The organism is Paenibacillus sp. S29 (assembly GCF_049319765.1).
Lineage (GTDB): Bacteria > Bacillota > Bacilli > Paenibacillales > Paenibacillaceae > Paenibacillus > Paenibacillus polymyxa_B.
Genome location: NZ_JBMOUI010000008.1, coordinates 217,643 through 234,567, shown reverse-complemented (window position 1 = coordinate 234,567; position 16,925 = coordinate 217,643). Strand labels below are relative to the sequence as shown.

The window sequence follows — 16,925 nt, the reverse complement described above, 5'->3', positions numbered from 1 at the left end:
TGTTGATTATATTGTGCTGCCAGGACTCGTCCAGTTAAGCTCGAGTTGCTGACCGCTACTTTCAATTCCATTAGAAAAGAGGGTAAGGAATGAAAGATAAATCTAAATTCGCAATATGTCTTCTGATGGCAACGGGGTTAGCTCTGACTTCAATGGGCGTTTTTACATCTAATCCGGCTACGGGTTGGGCTGTGTTCGCTGATCAGGAAGCAAGTAAACAGGCAAAGGAGGAGCTTTCTATTTTTGAAAACGCTACCAAATTAAACACCAATTTGACAGGCTGGCAAGTGAAAGGGAAAGGGTTATTAGAGTATACTTCAGAAGGAATCTTGCTGACTTCGCAGCCTAAAGAAAATGTAACGGCCATCTCCGAGACGGTGTCCGATGATTTTATCTATGAAGCTGATGTCATGATCAGGGATACGAAGGCAGTCGCAACGTTGTTGTTCCGTTCTAATGAGGATGGCTTTAGCTCGTACAAACTCCAAATCATTCCGGATACAGGTCTGATTCGGTTAAGAGATGCAAGGAATGGAGATGGGAAATTAAAGGAGGAGCGTAAAGTTTCTGTTGAAGCGGGTCAGATTTATCATCTCAAAGTGAAGGCAGTGGGTTCCTCGCTAAAAGTATATTGGGGCAATCAATATAAACCTTTGATTGATGTTCAGGACATTACGTATCGAAGCGGAAAGCTGGGACTTCATGTATGGGATGGATCCGCCTTGTTTTCGAACATCGTGGTGAGCGATCTGAAAGGTAATTTGGGTACAGTGGTTGCAAGTAAGGGAAAATGGCAGCCTGATATCAGCGGCAAAAGAGGGACGATAGCACATGAGAGCAAGGCACAGCAAATCTATAACAAACAGGCGGCTGATATTGTGTATGAAGGGAATATTACCCTTCTTCCTGATTCTGTTGCGGCTCTCGCATTTCGTTCCTCCGCCGATGGAGCTGATGGATATGAAGCTACTCTTACGAAGGAAGGAGATCAGGTCCGTGTAAGTTTGACGAATACGAAAGGAACAGTAATTGCAAGTTCACTGCGTACTTATCCGAGTCAGATGGGAGCCAAACATCATGTGGAGATCAAGGCAAAGGGAAATCGAATTCAGGTCTTCCTGGACGGATACACTACGGCCGCGATTGACGTGAAAGATTCAACCTACACGAATGGAAATACCGGAATCGTCGTCAAACAGGGGACGGCTTACTTCCAGGATACTTATGTGACGGAATCGAGCCAATATTATAACGAAATATATCGTCCTCAGTATCACTACACGCCAATACGTGGTTCAGCAAGTGATCCGAATGGACTTGTCTACTTCGAAGGAGAATATCATCTCTTCCATCAGGATGGAGGCACATGGGCGCATGCTGTCAGTAAAGATTTGCTGAACTGGAAGCGGCTTCCGATTGCACTTCCGTGGAATGATCACGGACATGTCTGGTCTGGATCGGCTGTTGCGGATATGACGAATGCATCCGGTTTATTCGGGGATTCAGGAGGCAAGGGCCTTATTGCATATTATACTTCCTTTAATCCGGATGGCCCGAATGGGAACCAGCGTATAGGTCTGGCATACAGCAAGGACCAAGGTCGCACTTGGGAATATTCGAAGGACCGCCCGATCGTGATCGAGAACCCAGGTAAGAGCGGAGAAGACCCTGGGGGATGGGATTTCCGCGATCCGAAAGTGATCTATGATGACGAGAATAACCGATGGGTTATGGTTGTGTCCGGAGGAGATAATATTCGTTTCTATACGTCAACGAATTTACTTGACTGGACATTGACAGATAATTGGGGATACGGGGATTACGTCCGCGGAGGTGTATGGGAATGCCCTGATTTGTTCCAGCTTCCGGTAGACGGAACGTCACAGAAGAAGTGGGTTATGATGATCAGTACGGGAGCGAATCCAAAAACTGGTGGATCAGATGCCGAGTATTTTATTGGTCATTTAACAGCTGATGGTAAATTCGTGAATGATAATCCGGCGGGTAAGGTGCTAAGAACAGATTTTGGTAAAGAATTTTACGCTTCGATGTCTTTTGCTAACATGCCTGATCATCGCAGAGTGATGATGGCGTGGATGACGAATTGGGACTATCCGTTCGCTTTCCCAACGACGAATTGGAAAGGTGAACTAACCATTCCGAGAGAAGTATCATTGGTAACGACCGAAGATGGAATTCGGATGGCACAAAGTCCAATTAAAGAATTGGAATCATTGCGTAAACCATTGTACTCTGCTTCTAACAAAGGGGTGAGTCCTTCTTCCGGGAACCTGCTAAAAGGCATTATTTCAGGTGCTTACGAAATTGAAGCTGAAATTGAAATCCCTGAAGCCAGCACAGTGACCGAGTTCGGCTTTAACCTTCGTGAGGGTGCAAATCAGAAGACGGTTGTGGGTTATACCGCAAGCGAGAGTAAAATGTTTGTGGACCGAACTGCATCTGGAGTAACGGACTTTTCCAGCCTTTTCAATAAAAAGCATGAAGCGCCGATGCAAATGGAGAATAATCGGGTCAAGATGCGTATTCTTGTGGATGAGTCTTCCGTTGAAGCCTTTGGTAACGGCGGCAACGTCGTCTTTTCAGATGTTATATTTCCGAATCCAGCCAGTAGAGCGATGAGTTTTTACGTGAAAGGCGGGAATGTGAACGTTGTTTCCTTGAAAGTGCATCAACTTCAATCCGTCTGGAATGAGGACATTAATTCAAAAGCTCAGATAAAGATGGATACGAGGGTTCGGGAACTGGGTATAGGGGAATCGGACACACTGCAGGCAATGGTCGAGTACAGACCAGGTTTTGGCGTTCAACCGCTTAAGTGGGAGTCCAGCAATAAAGAAGTAATAGCCTTAGACGTGGTAGACAATTCACAGGCGGTTATTGAGGCGAAAAAAGAGGGGGAGTCCACGATCACCGTATCTACTCCGAATGGTAAAGCATCCGCTAGTGTGCTCGTTAAAGTCACAGGTGGTGAGTTCCGGACAAACCTGAGTGGATGGACCAAAGATCTGTCTGCTGCTTCATGGTTAGTTAGCGAGAATGGGATTCGTGGTAATTATTTCAGCGATGCGAATTATATCGCTAAAGAGAAGGCTGGGAATTTTACGTATGAAGCAGACATGATGCTTGGTGAAACAGGAGGAGCAGGTTCTATTTTGTTCAGGGCTAGCGAGGATGGGCGCAGTGGTTACTATCTGAATCTAGACCCTAACATGAAGGCGATCCGTCTGTTCTATAAAATTAATGGAGGATTTGAAGAACGGCAGGTTCTTGCGAAAGTACCGACTTTCATTCAGCCATGTCAAACTTATAAGGTGAAAATAGAAGCGAATGGGCCGCATATTGTAGTTTATGTGGATAGACAAAAAGTCATAGATGTAATGGATGGCACTTTTGCAGAAGGCCACTTTGGACTTCATGTATTTGGCGGCTACGCATCTTATCAAAACGTCAATGTGAGCAACGATGAACCTGCAAACATCATCATGTCAGCCTTGTAAATGCCGCAGCACAGAAATCGATTTATACAGTAAATTACTTCTTCTATCGTTGAATAATTAGGGTCGAATATAGATAGGAGGGTTTATATGAAGAATACAGTCTTGTTATTCGTTATGGCACTAACTCTTATATGTATAGTTGGTTGCATGGGTGTTCAGCCAAAAAACAAGGACCTTGAGGGAGAGAAACCACCAAAGGTTCAAATTCAGATTGATAAACGAATGTACAAAACAAAACTCGGCACATATTGCTGGACAACATCATGTGTGGATTCAGCTGGTCCAGTTGAACTTTTAAAAGGAAAAGAACCGATTCCAGTAAAGCCTGGTGATGTTGTAAAATTCCTTATGAATTATGAGCCCCAACCGAATAAATTTCATGTCGAGCAATTCTATGAAGGAAGACTTACAGAAGTTTTATTGAAAGAAAATAGTTTTCAAGTTCCTACAGAAAAAGGGACATATTTTTATTCATACGGGGTATGGTGGATGGATGAAGATGTAGAGAACCAATCTCGTGGCGATGCGTTTTATCATTTTGCCTTAAAGGTCACCTAGAGATTAAGATAATTAACGCAACACGAATGGTCTCATAAGAATAGGTTGCCGTAATATCGGCTGCCTGTTAAGCTAACGGGCAGGATGGGTTAATAACATATCGAATTTTTTAAGAGTGGAAGGGTATACAAGATGAGCGTTGCTTAACTGAAGCATGAAGTAGAGGTAATCAAAAAGGAGATACCCAGATGGAAACAAATCAAAATATTCGTTTAGCAATCAAAGAATCTATACAGTTCCTTGAATCTACTCCCCATTTGGGGATGACTCACGGCGAGTGCAGCCGTCGAAAATGGGATGGAGCTTGGTGGCATATGGCTGCTCTTTATGAAATGGGAGAGGTGAAACTAATTCCCGAGTCTGCTATTGTCGGAGCAAAATATTTACTCGAAACTCAGGTCTGGCCGACCTTCATCATATCCGCCGATGACCATCCTACAAGTGAAAGTGATAAGATGAAGATGGATTGCTGCCATTGTGAACTTGCCGTATACTATATGATTCTAATGGCGTATGGCTGTGATTTGGACAAGGAACTGCCTTGGATTCGCGAATGGCTCTTAAAGCATCAGTTACCTGATGGCGGGCTGAACTGCGACCCTGAAGCTTATACTCATTCTAAAAAGAGCTCTATTGTTTCAACACTTCCTCCGCTTGAAGCTATCTTATGGCATACAGACCGTGAATTTACTGAACAGGAAGTCGTTTTCTTAGATGAAGGCGCACGTTATTTAATTGAGCATCGTCTTGTATGTTCTAAACAAAATAGAAGCGTCATCGATATGGAATGGCTGAAGCCTTGCTTTCCGAGGTTTTTTGAATATGATATATTACGCGGCATGTCCTTCTTGGCAGAATGGTCCCGACGTAGGAACAAAACACTGCCGGTCGGGCTGCTTATTGAAGGATTGGAACGATTGAACATCTTCAAGGAAACAGGAGGATTGCGAATCGGTAGACAAGTCTTTGATCCACGAGGCCCGTGGAGTGGGCAACCCTTTCCCTTGTTAGAAGCAGTGGCTGGCATTGGTGACGTTTCGCCTTATCTAACCAAACAGTTGGATCGAGTTATCGAACGATTGGGACCGGAGTATACCTATGCATAAAGACTTCCTTTAGAAGGGAGCTCATGGTGGAAGAGGAAGTGACCAGGATGAGGAAGGCTTAGAGGGGAAAGTTGCAAATTTCACATATGTAAAAGATTGTCTAAACACTGATTGAAACCGCAAAACGGGAAGCAAAAGAAGAGGTCTTTGTTGAGGCAACTCAATAAACTAAACCATGAGGCTGCCGTGGATTGAATGGCAGCCTTGTTACGCTAACGGGCAGGATAACGAGAAGGAAGGAATTAACTAAAATATGTCGAATACGATTGATTAAGATTATGAAAGGGGGATTTACTATGTGGTTTCACAGTTACAGAAAACCAATAAGAATCCGTCACCTCCCTCAATATTAAAAAATTGAGGAGGATTACAATGAAAATAAATGATGAATATTTGAAGGAACAATTAAAGCATGTATATTGGTTAAATGGTGGTTGTTGTGCAGGGAAGTCCACAATGACAAAGAAATTTGTTAAAGAGTTAGGATTTCAAACACTGGAAGATAACGTGATGAAGTACAGACCATTCACTAATCCAGTTGAATACCCTGCCCTACAGTATCCTCATTCGGGTTTAGATTGGGATAAATGGTTCAATAAACCCAATGATGAACATGTTCATTGGCTTTTTCAAATTGTCGAAGAGATGATGGAAAGACTTAAATAAAAATGTTTTCTTTGGATTCAAAAATTTTCGGTAATAAGCTTGTTTGGAAACTTCATCAGATTAAGGTTTTTAGCCGTATTCCTTACCGAATTCCTCCATCTTCTCAAGGATCGGTAGTAATTTGATTCCCTTGCCTGTTAATGAATACTCTACTCGCGGAGGAACTTCCGGATAAACATTACGTTTAATAACTCCATCGTTCTCCAACTCTTTAAGCTGCTTTGTGAGAGAGCCTTGTGATAAACCTCCAAGAAATTTTTTTATATCCGTATAACGGCGTGTTTCTCCTTTTAAATACCATAATATAAAATATTTCCAACGTCCTGAAAGAACATTTTGGGTAAATGCTATCGCGTACATATCCCTTTTTTCATCCATAAATTCTTTATCAAATCCTTCATTACAGACCCTCATTGATATCACTCCTAATCTTAAGGTACAAAAAGTTGTACTATGTTCATTTATATTGCCCTCTTTGCAAATGAACATAATGACTTTATGATTGTGTCAACAAACCAAAACAATTAATTTTAATTAACCTAAAATGCGAAAGGATAATGTTCTTGTTTTCGTTTTATAGTTTAATAGGGTAACTAAGATTGCGTTTTTATATTTAGTAAGCTAAATAAATATAACACAGAAAGGAGTTACTGATAAGTGAATACAGGAAATAGACTACAGCTTTCGATTTTAGACTTCGTTCATGTCTATAACGGAAGTGATGCTAAGAAAAGTCTCCAAAACATTAGGACTTCTGCAGCTGATGGCTGGACCATGTGGGCCTTACTAAGGTCCAGAGAATTATTGGGGTAAATGATTTTCCAGAGCAATTAGATAACCTGCTTTCCTTTTTTGACTGTAACTTTAAAGAACCTCATGAAAGGGAGATCATTCAACAATGGAAGGAAGAAAGTTAAAAATAGGAGGGATTATTGATGGCGTTGGTTGGAATCACACGGGATGGAGACACCCCGCTATTCCAGCAGATGCCAGTGAAAATATTGATTACTACGTTCAAAAAGCCAGGCAACTTGAACAGGGAAGGTTCGACCTCATCTTTTTAGCAGACGTAAGTCATATTGGACCTGGCATGATACCACACTATCTAAGCATGTTTGAGGGCGTATCTATTTTGTCTGCATTGAGTATGGTGACTCATTCCATTGGCTTGACCGCAACAATAGCTACTTCATATGCTGATCCATTTACTGTTGCTAGACAAATAGCCTCACTCGACAAGATTAGCAAGGGCCGAGCAGGATGGAATGCGATCACCTCTAATCCGGGAGGGTTAGCCAATTACAGTCGGTCCCATTTAAGGAAAGCAGATCTTTATCCCATGAAAAAGGAGTTTTTAGAGATTGTTGAAGGCCTCTGGGATTCGTATGAAGACGATGCCTTTATACGTGACAAGAAAAGCGGAGTATTCTATGACCCTGGTAAGATGCATCCGCTGCATTATACCGGGAATTACTTTTCAGTGGAGGGACCATTAAATATCAGTCGATCCCGGCAAGGCAGACCGGTCGTCTTTCAAGCCGGAACTTCCATGGAATTCATGGATATAGCTGCACAGCATGCCGAAGTCATCATGGCTCCTGGAGATCAGTTTGAATATCTTAAGAGATTCACTACTGAACTTAAAAGAAAAGTGCAAAATCAAGGGCGTTCACCAAACGATCTACTGATGATGCCTTCACATAGCCCCATCGTTGGGGAAACGGAAAAAGAAGCCTTAGAAAAGCTAAGGGAAATCGAATCATGGATGCCTAAAGGTTATAGATTGCCAAAGCCTCAATTGATGGGAGCTGCGGAGAATGTTGCAGAAAAAATAGAACATTGGTATCAAGAAGGCGTCATGGATGTCTTGCTGATTAGACAAGATTATCCAGCAGGATTTGAGGACTTTATTAAATTGGTTGTACCCATATTGCAAGATAAAGGCATATTTCGAAAGGAATATGAGGAGGATACACTTCGGGGGAATTTAGGGCTACCTTACCCTGAAAATAGGTATAAGAAGTAATAATAAAAAAATCAATTAAACAAGAGGCGAAATCATTGATGAAAAACCGAATTACAGAACTACTGGGAATAGAGTATCCTATTATTTCAGCTGCTATGACATGGGTCACTTCTGCGGAATTTGTTGCAGCAGTTTCCAATGCAGGTGGAATGGGTGTGTTGGGGCCAAATGCTGGCCAAACGGAAAAAGCAACAAGTGCAGAGGATATGGCAGATCGACTAACGAAGGAAATTCGCAAGGTTAAAGCATTAACGAATAAACCATTTGCAGTAAACTACATTTTCCCAATGGGAGGGGCTAAAGAAGACCCATTTACTAATGCAGTTTTTGATGTATTGGTAAAAGAAGAGGTGAAAATCGTTATTGCCATTGGGCTAAATGTGGTCGATCGTGAACTGAAACGGCTTAAAGAACAAGATTTTAAGGTAGTGTACAGAGACTTAAGTCCAACTGTAGAGAAGCTTGTAGAAGCCGAGAAATCAGGAGTGGACGCACTCATCGTTACAGGTTATGAAGCTGGTGGCCATATGAGTGATTATAAAATTAGCACTCTTTCCCTTGTTCCACAAATCACTTCACTTGTAAAAATCCCTGTTATTGCTGCTGGAGGAATTATAGATGGTCGGGGAGCGAAAGCAGCACTATCTATGGGTGCAGAAGGTGTGTACATGGGGACAAGGTTCATAGTAACTAAGGAAAATCCGGCTAGCATAGAAACAAAAAAAGCCATCATTAAGGTGAAAAGTGAAGAGTTTATTGAATTTAAGTCAGACGTAGGACATTTGAGAACCATTCCTACAGAAGCGGGCAAAAAAGCGTTAGAACTCATTAATCAAGGAAAGCCTTCAGAAGCATATAAGTATTATGGAGAAGGGTTCAAAATTGGAATGTTAGATGGCGATCTGGTTAATGGGACCGTAAGTGTATCCGAATCAGCCGGTGGTATTCAGCACATTCTAACGTGTCAAGAAGTGATTGATGAAATTGTTAAAACCATCGGATGAAGATCTCAAAATTTTTTCCCTACAGTTTGCCACTGATCAAATTCGGATAAATCTAATTCAACCAGGACCTATACAAACAAACATTGTGACTAAAGCTCTAAGTGAAAAAGAAATTGAAGAACGGGTACAAGAAGTTCCCATCAAAAGATTAGGGCAGTCTCAAGAGGTATCTAACCTTGCTTTGTTTCTTGCGAGTGATGAAGCCTCTTATATTACGGGTGCTCATCATGAATTGATGGAGGATTGTCTGTAATGTAACGCAATTTTGTATTGAGTTAGTATATGAGGCCACCTATAACTAAGACCTCATTGCTATTTTTGCTAACACTTTTATTTATGATAATAACATTGAGGAGATATTCATATGAATAATACCCTTAAATTACTTCATAATCATACGTCCATTCGTTCTTATACAAATCAACCCCTGACACAAGAACAACGAGAAGAAATCTTTAAGGCAGCTAATCAAACATCATCATTCAGTCTTTTGCAGGCCGTTTCTATTATTAGAATTACAGATCCAGATCTTCGAAGAAAGGTGATGCAACTTTCGGTTAATCAACCTTATATTGAAGAAGCCGCAGAGTTCTGGATTTTTTGTTCAGATTTCCACCGGAATCATCAAATAGCCCCTGAAGTTGAACTTGAATATATAGAATTTCTTTTAATCGGTTCATTTGATGCCAGGCTTATGGCGCAAAATGCTTTAACCGCAGCAGAATCTATTGGACTTGGTGGCGTTTTTATTGGTGGTGTGAGAAGTAACATTAATGAATTATCTGAAATTTTGAATTTACCGAAGTATGTGATTCCTTTGGTGGGACTATGTATTGGTAGTCCATCTGGAAATAAACCTGAACTCAAGCCAAGGTTGCCTAAATCCATGGTTTTACATGAAAACCAGTATCAAACACTCGATAAACTGAAATTAGCAACTTATGATAAGACCATGTTGAAGTATTATGAAAATCGACCTGTAAAGGCCCCTTTCTCAGCGAAAAAAGTAAAAGGATGGAGTGACCACATCCATGATCATCTGCAAAGAAGTATTCAGCCACAAATGATGGACTATCTCCACAAACAGGGATAAGCCAAAAAATGAAGCAGGGAAGAAACTTTTTTGACCAGAAGGAAGTTCATCATAAATTAATTTGACACATCAAATTCGTCGTGATATAGTTAGCCTGCTAAATAACATTCGAGTCGAGGGATGATGAATTAATGACAGATCAAGTGGATTGTGATATTCGTCAGTCGTTAGATCGAATCTCCTCCCAAATGCGTCGAAATTATAGTGAATCTCTCAGGGAACTTAACCTTTATGTAGGGCAAGATAATTTGCTGTATCGTCTGTGGTTGGGTGATGGGATAACACAAATGCAACTATGTGAACACTTAAAATGCGAACCGCCTACGGTAACGAACATGGTTAAATCATTGGAGCAGAACGGATTTATATATCGTAAACGTGACGAACAAGATGCAAGGATAATGCGCATTTTCCTAACGGACAAAGGCAAAGAATTAGAGACACCGGTTGAGATCAAATGGAGACAACAGCAGGAAAAACTACTTCAATCCATTTCTACGGAAGATCGGCTGATATTAAGACAATTAATGCAACAAATGGAGAATAATCTATCATGAGTTCTCCATCTTTTTTAATATATTTAGCAAGCTAAACATTGCTGATTTAATAACACAACGAGAAAGGGTGCATTATTATTGGCTGCATCCCTATGTGTAATCATCCAAAGAAGGGGTAGTACCAGCGTCGCTGTCACAAGGGCAAAGTAGATGGATAAATATGTTAAATATAAGTTCTGGGAATTTCGCTATGATTGGAGAAATACCAGCGTCTCAAACGTATGGAATAAACCTACATTTATCTTGTTGGGTTGTTTACGTTAATGTGCAAAGACAGAGCTAGGCTGCCGACATTGATCGGCAGCCTAGTCTTAGTTGGAGATTGAACTATCGTTCCCCGTTAGCGCAAGTACATTACATTAATTCACCGTCTTAATCTCCAGGCCGTGACCGTGACATTTAAAGTTATAGTTAGGGTTTTTCATAACCTCTTCTTTCTGAAGTTCATACATGGCAATTTTATAGTTTATTTCTTCCATGTGTTTAAAACTTTCGTCAATTTTCTTCTGAAGTTCCAATTTATGCTGTATCAACATCTCCTCTCTTTGCAAAAAGGTGCTATTTCCCAATTCATAAAGTTCCTTGTAATCCTTGATTTTTGAAAGAGGCATTCCTGTCTCTTTGAGACAACGAATAAAAGAAATCCAATCTATTTGTTGTTGGTTATAAACTCTACGGCCTTTTTCGTCACGAGATATATTTGGTAATATCCCCTGCTCTTCATAAAACCTAAGTGTTTTTGCAGATACATTTAAATTCTCCACTACGTATGTCATTGAATACAACATCTACTTGTCCCACCTTTAGTTACAGTTACTGTAACTAAATATATATCATAAAGAGAATGAAAGCACAACAATTCTATATGTAATCATATAAAAATAAATCCTTGACCTACTGTAACGGTAACCAATTACACTGAAACAGAAAATAAAATATGATAGCGAGGTTAAAGAAATGAATCAAAAATATAGTAGGTTATTTGAATCCTTCACATTCAGAAGTGGAATAACAATGAAGAATAGAATTGTTATGGCACCTATGACAACCTGGTCAAGCAATGACGATCTTACCATTTCGGATGACGAAGTAAAGTATTACAAACAAAGAGTGAATGGAGTAGGACTCGTCATTACAGGGTGTACTCATGTTACACCGAATGGACAGGGTTTTACGAATGAATTCGCCGGGTACAATGATGAATTTACTCCAAGTTTACGAAAATTAGCTGAGGCAGCGAAAAGTGGAGGCTCTCCTGTGATCCTACAGATTTTTCATGCTGGCAATAAAGCTTTGCCCGAATTGGATGCAGTTAGTGCGAGTGCATTGCAACCCGAAATTACTAATTTAGGTTCAACTCCAGAAACAAGAGAACTATCACATGAGGAGATTTTGTCGATTGTACGTGCTTTTGGAGACACAACAAGACGAGCGATAGAAGCCGGATTTGATGGCGTCGAAATTCATGGGGCACATGGATTTTTAATTCAAAACTTCTGGTCGCCAGCAACGAATCAACGGACGGACCAATGGGGAGGATCACTTGAAAATCGCTTGCGTTTTCCATTGGCGATTATTAACGAAATCAAAAATGTCATTGAAAAGCATGCTACAAAACCATTCATTTTAGGATACCGATTTTCACCTGAAGAATCCTCCAAAGTGGACGGATTACGTATGAAAGACACGTATGAATTAATCGATATTCTTGTTGAACAGAATTTGGATTATATACATGCTTCATTAGATAATGTGTCTTCAAAGCCAGTAGATAGTCAAGATGAAAAAACACGGCTTGAATTAATTCTTGAAAGAGCAAACGGTAAGGTACCTGTGATGGCTGCTGGTTCCATAATAACACCGGATGATGCTCTTAAAGCTGTGGAATTAGGATTGCCGCTAGTTGCCATTGGGCATGCGTTAATTATGAATCCTACTTGGGTTGAAATGGTCGCAAATGGACGAGAAGCCGAGGTAGATTCTAAGTTGAACGTTTCAAAACTCGACCAGCTTAATATTCCAGAAAAACTCTGGAATGTAATTCAAGCAATGCCCGGTTGGTTTAATATTGGGAAATAAAAAGTAGTCCTAAAGGCTACTCAGATTGACGAGAAACCCACGTCTTTTATGAGACTTCGGGTTTCTTTTGCTAATTCTAAGGTGCTCCGTCCATCCGTAGTTCGGTAGGGCAATTCTTACTGTTGCGGACACACATACTGCGAATGTTTCGATCTTGAAGGGGTACCGCCAGCAAAACGCAGATTTACAACGCTAAGGAATTCTGAGTACAAAAATAGCCGGTTTTCACACGTTAAGGGTGTAACCGGCTTTTATGCTATCCTTGGTTCAGCGGACGTAATGATTCTAAGATACTAGGCGTTGCATCAGCCATTTTTGTTAAGCCTATATTGGTACCCATAGCCATGAGCGATGCCAGAACAATCGGTTTTTCTTCGGATTTAGGTTGACGATTGGTTGAAGCATGAATGAATTGCTCGTCAAACCCAGTCCAACTTGCTACTTCTAAAAGTAGGTCTGTTAGCTTTACCCGTGGCAACATGCCGTAGAGAGCAGCGCTATATTGTTTCGCCTCTTCTGGAACATCTTTTTCAAGCCGATTAATATGTAGTCTACCTTTTTCAACGTTTACTCCATCAAGCGCATCGATGTTGTCACCAATCCACTGTAATCGACGGAAGCTACCATACGTGCCAACAGAGGAAGAACTTAAGCGTTATTACGAAGTAGTCTGGAAGTCGAAAAATTTCCAGGACATGTTGATTGTCAAGACACTCATATCATTTTTCACAGAAAATATGTAAATGGATATTGCATTGATGTAAACCGGAAGAACTCGAGAGAAGAACCGGTCTCTAAAAGGAGATTTTATTTTTTTGAAGAAGAAATAATAGATGTGATTATCTATTTTACACTGCGGTGGCGGTCATTTTGATCGCCGTTTCTAATACAATAAAAGCTACAGTTCGCATCAACCTTAATCTGAAATAATTAAGTTCTAATTTTATAGAGTTGCCTACATGTTTGTGTCGCTTCGAAAAGTACATTGTGTAAGTTTGTAAAAAAATAGAATAAAAAGCGAATAGGTGTGATTGAATCAGGTGGCACGAAATTCATATGTGGGGTAGGCAATGAAAAAAGTCAGAAAAAAAGCGCTTCAAAAAATAATTGAAACGTTTCCAACTTAGTGCTATTATAATTCCCATAAGAGAGATGGGGGGGTTAAATGCCAAGTATTAGAGATGTAGCTAAGATAGCTGGTGTTGCTGTGGGCACGGTGTCCCGAGTTATTAATAACTCGGGCTCTGTAAAACCAGATACACGAAGGAAAGTGGAGAAAGCTATACAAGAACTCAATTATTTTCCTAATGAAGTCGCTCGAAATTTTAAGATGAGGAAATCCAAGATGGTAGCCTTGCTACTTCCAAGTATCTGGAATCCTTTTTTTTCTGAACTGGCTTATTACATTGAGGATGAGTTGGATCGGGAAGGCTTTAAGCTCATGCTATGTAATAGCGGTGGTAAGCCCGAAAAGGAACTGTATTATCTAGATATGCTACGGCAAAATAAAGTGGCTGGTATTGTCGGCATTACTTACAATGATATAGAAAATAGCGTAAGCAATGACATTCCGATTCTAAGTATTGATAGGCATTTCAACAAAAAAATCACTTGTGTAACCTCCGATAATTATGAGGGAGGCCGTCTAGCTTTGAGGGAACTTGTTAAAGCAGGGGCCCAGAAACTGGCTTTTATGGGAAGTGTAACTTCCGTTTTTAGTGAAACCATGAATCGAAGAAAAGGTTTCATTGATGAGGCGAAAAAATTAGGTGTAGACTATGTTGTATACGAGAAACCAGATCCTATTGTGGATGACGAAGCCTATTTTGGCGAATTTCTATCTAAGCATCAGGATGTGGACGGCATTTTCACTATTACCGATATGTTTGCCGCCAAATATATAGAAAGAGCAGGTAGGCAGGGGATTCGTATTCCAGAGGATGTAAAGGTCATCGGTTACGACGGCATTCAGGATCATCGTTATTTTCATCCGATATTGTCTACAATCAGGCAACCAGTGGAGGAGATGGCACGTTTGACAATCAGACTACTGTATCAAAAGATCGATGGTATAACTTTAGATCAGCAAGTGTATCGTCTCCCCGTTATCTTCAGACAAGGCGAAACTACATGATTTTAATTGTAAAGATATTAGCTCGTAAAGTCGGATCACAGTCTGGATATGCAAACTTGACTTTTCTTTTAGAAAATTGGAAACGTTTCATTTTACAATCAGACTACTCTGTTAAAAGATCGAAGGAATAAGTTGAATCAGCAAATGTATCATCTCCCGTTATCTTAGGCAAGTTTTTTTACATTGGAAAAACTTCAACTCATTCGGTGGATTTATGGTATGGATCACCGACTGACGTTTTTCTTATAATAAATTGGAAACGTTTCAAAAATGAAAATATCCTTTTACAAGAAAGGGAGTGTAATGGTGAATTCAAGAACTAGTGAGTTGGATCATTCCACGATCAAGCCAAATCGCAAAATATGGAACCAGGTCAAACGTGACTATGAACTGTATCTGTTTTTGCTGCCAATCATTATTATTTATCTCGTATTTAAGTACTATCCGATGTATGGAATACAAATTGCTTTTAAGGATTTTTCACCAAGTCGGGGGATCTGGGGAAGCGAGTGGGTAGGCTTTAAGCACTTTATTGATTTTTTCGATTCCTATAACTTCTGGACGATTATGACGAATACACTTACACTCAGTGTTCTATCGCTTGTGTTTAGCTTCCCTGCTCCGATTATTATAGCGATTATGTTGAATCAGATGTTGGCCAAAAGATACAAGAAAATTGTACAAACTGTAATTTACGCACCACACTTTATTTCTACCGTAGTGCTCGTCGGTATGCTTAATGTTTTTCTGTCTCCAAACAGCGGAATCGTGAATCACATCATCACCTTGTTCGGAGGAGACCCCATTATGTTTTTGGCCGACGAAGGTTGGTTCCGTCCTTTGTATATTTTATCAGGGGTTTGGCAAGAGACAGGTTTTGCTACCATCATTTACCTTGCTGCACTGGCAGGGGTCAATCCAGAATTGCATGAAGCCGCGATTATGGATGGAGCAAGCAAATGGAAGCGCGTAATGCATGTGGATATTCCAAGCATTTTGCCGACGATTGTCATCTTATTGATTCTCGCACTCGGTAACATTATGGGCATCGGTTTTGAAAAGGCTTTCCTTATGCAGAACGATTTGAATTATGCCACTTCCAATATCATTCCGACCTATGTTTATGAAATCGGGATTCAAAAGGCACAATACAGCTTTTCTACGGCAATTGGTCTGTTTAATTCTGTTGTAAATATTATCCTGATAATCACCGTCAACCGGATCGCCAAAAAGTTGACTGAAACCAGCCTGTGGTAAGGGGGAGTTCATTTTGAATCAATTATTAAAGAGAAAAAGCAAGGGAGACATGTGGTTTGACATTGTTAACTACTTCATGTTGACCATAGTTATGCTGCTTGTATTATTCCCGTTGTATTTTGTGCTGATTGCTTCACTTAGTGACCCCAATCTCATCTACTCAGGAGAAGTATGGTTTTTTCCAAAGGGTTTTACGCTGGATGGATACGGGCGGATATTCAGTGATTCATCTATATGGATTGGTTATGCCAACTCGATTTTATATGCGGGTCTAGGAACATTAATCGGAGTAGCCGTGACCGTATGTGCAGCTTACCCGTTAGCTCGTAAAGGACTGGCGGGAAAATCGGCGATTATGTGGTTTTTACTGATCTCCATGTTTTTTAGTGGAGGGCTGATCCCAACCTATTTGCTGATCAAAGATCTTCACATGCTGAATACGATCTGGGCACTTGTTATTCCTGGAGCGGGAGGTGTGTTTAATGTCATTATCGTAAGGACTTTTTTTCAGTCGACCATCCCGGATGAAATGTGGGAGGCAGCTTCCATTGACGGTTGTTCCAATACCAGATTTTTTTGGAGCATTGTATTGCCTTTGTCTAAATCCGTTATAGCCGTAATGGTACTGTATCATGTTGTCGGGTTCTGGAATGGTTTCTTTGACGCTTTGATTTACTTGAATGATGAAAGCAAGTATCCATTACAACTGGTCCTTCGCAACATTCTTGTCCAGAATCAGGCCAACTCGAGCATGATGATAGACGTGGAATCCTACGCAGCGAAGATGCGCGTTACAGAGCTTATCAAATATGGTGTCATCATGGTATCCAGCCTACCGTTGCTGATTTTGTATCCTTTCCTGCAAAAATACTTTGTTAAAGGCGTGATGATCGGCTCGATCAAAGGCTAACATTATCATGGTGCCTG

At 40.6% G+C, this 16,925-nt stretch carries 15 protein-coding genes and 1 pseudogene; 13 read left to right on the top strand and 3 right to left on the bottom strand.

Annotated elements, in window-relative coordinates; all coding sequences use genetic code 11:
* Positions 1-89: 89 nt before the first annotated feature.
* From ACL9RM_RS15935 to ACL9RM_RS15920, 4 genes are all read left to right on the top strand, one after another.
* Positions 90-3,518 carry a GH32 C-terminal domain-containing protein gene (locus ACL9RM_RS15935; RefSeq protein ID WP_250268376.1) on the top strand — a complete coding sequence of 1,143 codons (3,429 nt, stop codon included), beginning with the start codon at positions 90-92 and terminating at the stop codon, positions 3,516-3,518.
* Between the two features lie 87 nt (positions 3,519-3,605).
* Positions 3,606-4,076: a hypothetical protein gene (locus ACL9RM_RS15930; RefSeq protein WP_061828408.1), complete on the top strand. Its 471-nt coding sequence runs from the start codon at positions 3,606-3,608 to the stop codon at positions 4,074-4,076.
* 188 nt (positions 4,077-4,264) lie between these two features.
* Entirely contained in the window at positions 4,265-5,182 is a 918-nt protein-coding gene (locus ACL9RM_RS15925) for a hypothetical protein (protein ID WP_250268378.1), read from the top strand.
* 372 nt (positions 5,183-5,554) lie between these two features.
* On the top strand, positions 5,555-5,848 hold the full coding sequence (locus tag ACL9RM_RS15920) for a hypothetical protein (protein ID WP_165176773.1): 294 nt from the start codon (positions 5,555-5,557) through the stop codon (positions 5,846-5,848).
* A gap of 69 nt (positions 5,849-5,917) precedes the next feature.
* Here ACL9RM_RS15920 and ACL9RM_RS15915 read toward each other — a convergent pair whose 3' ends face one another.
* Entirely contained in the window at positions 5,918-6,262 is a 345-nt protein-coding gene (locus ACL9RM_RS15915; RefSeq protein ID WP_323873159.1) for a winged helix-turn-helix transcriptional regulator, read from the bottom strand.
* 484 nt (positions 6,263-6,746) lie between these two features.
* Here ACL9RM_RS15915 and ACL9RM_RS15910 point away from each other — a divergent pair, with 484 nt between their 5' ends.
* The 5 genes from ACL9RM_RS15910 (at position 6,747) to ACL9RM_RS15890 (ending at position 10,528) form a co-directional block, all read left to right on the top strand.
* Positions 6,747-7,874 (top strand): NtaA/DmoA family FMN-dependent monooxygenase, encoded by a 1,128-nt coding sequence (locus ACL9RM_RS15910; protein WP_250268380.1) that lies wholly within the window; start codon positions 6,747-6,749, stop codon positions 7,872-7,874.
* Positions 7,875-7,912: 38 nt separating this feature from the next.
* The gene (locus tag ACL9RM_RS15905) at positions 7,913-8,878 is read left to right on the top strand and encodes an NAD(P)H-dependent flavin oxidoreductase (protein WP_250268921.1); all 966 of its coding nucleotides are present in this window, start codon (positions 7,913-7,915) and stop codon (positions 8,876-8,878) included.
* Complete coding sequence (locus ACL9RM_RS15900) at positions 8,853-9,131, top strand: SDR family oxidoreductase (protein ID WP_250268382.1); 279 nt, start codon at positions 8,853-8,855, stop codon at positions 9,129-9,131. Before ACL9RM_RS15905 ends, ACL9RM_RS15900 begins: the two co-directional genes overlap by 26 nt.
* A 111-nt stretch (positions 9,132-9,242) precedes the next feature.
* Entirely contained in the window at positions 9,243-9,971 is a 729-nt protein-coding gene (nfsA, locus tag ACL9RM_RS15895) for an oxygen-insensitive NADPH nitroreductase (RefSeq protein WP_250268384.1), read from the top strand.
* Positions 9,972-10,102: 131 nt separating this feature from the next.
* Positions 10,103-10,528 carry a MarR family winged helix-turn-helix transcriptional regulator gene (locus tag ACL9RM_RS15890; protein ID WP_250268386.1) on the top strand — a complete coding sequence of 142 codons (426 nt, stop codon included), beginning with the start codon at positions 10,103-10,105 and terminating at the stop codon, positions 10,526-10,528.
* A 359-nt stretch (positions 10,529-10,887) separates the two neighbouring features.
* Here the strand turns inward: ACL9RM_RS15890 and ACL9RM_RS15885 are convergent, their stop codons facing one another.
* Positions 10,888-11,304: a MerR family transcriptional regulator gene (locus tag ACL9RM_RS15885; protein WP_235309805.1), complete on the bottom strand. Its 417-nt coding sequence runs from the start codon at positions 11,302-11,304 to the stop codon at positions 10,888-10,890.
* 181 nt (positions 11,305-11,485) lie between these two features.
* Here ACL9RM_RS15885 and ACL9RM_RS15880 point away from each other — a divergent pair, with 181 nt between their 5' ends.
* On the top strand, positions 11,486-12,607 hold the full coding sequence (locus ACL9RM_RS15880) for an NADH-dependent flavin oxidoreductase (RefSeq protein ID WP_250268388.1): 1,122 nt from the start codon (positions 11,486-11,488) through the stop codon (positions 12,605-12,607).
* Positions 12,608-12,896: 289 nt separating this feature from the next.
* On the opposite strand, the pseudogene ACL9RM_RS15875 reads toward ACL9RM_RS15880, so the two are convergent.
* Positions 12,897-13,223, bottom strand: a pseudogene (locus ACL9RM_RS15875) (Tn3 family transposase); the annotation flags it as partial.
* Between the two features lie 549 nt (positions 13,224-13,772).
* Here ACL9RM_RS15875 and ACL9RM_RS15870 point away from each other — a divergent pair.
* From ACL9RM_RS15870 to ACL9RM_RS15860, 3 genes are all read left to right on the top strand, one after another.
* Positions 13,773-14,741: a LacI family DNA-binding transcriptional regulator gene (locus ACL9RM_RS15870; RefSeq protein WP_250268390.1), complete on the top strand. Its 969-nt coding sequence runs from the start codon at positions 13,773-13,775 to the stop codon at positions 14,739-14,741.
* 303 nt (positions 14,742-15,044) lie between these two features.
* The gene (locus ACL9RM_RS15865) at positions 15,045-15,998 is read left to right on the top strand and encodes an ABC transporter permease (protein WP_235309800.1); all 954 of its coding nucleotides are present in this window, start codon (positions 15,045-15,047) and stop codon (positions 15,996-15,998) included.
* A 13-nt stretch (positions 15,999-16,011) separates the two neighbouring features.
* A complete protein-coding gene (locus ACL9RM_RS15860; RefSeq protein WP_250268392.1) occupies positions 16,012-16,908 on the top strand; it encodes a carbohydrate ABC transporter permease in 897 nt (298 codons plus the stop codon).
* Positions 16,909-16,925 lie beyond the last annotated feature (17 nt).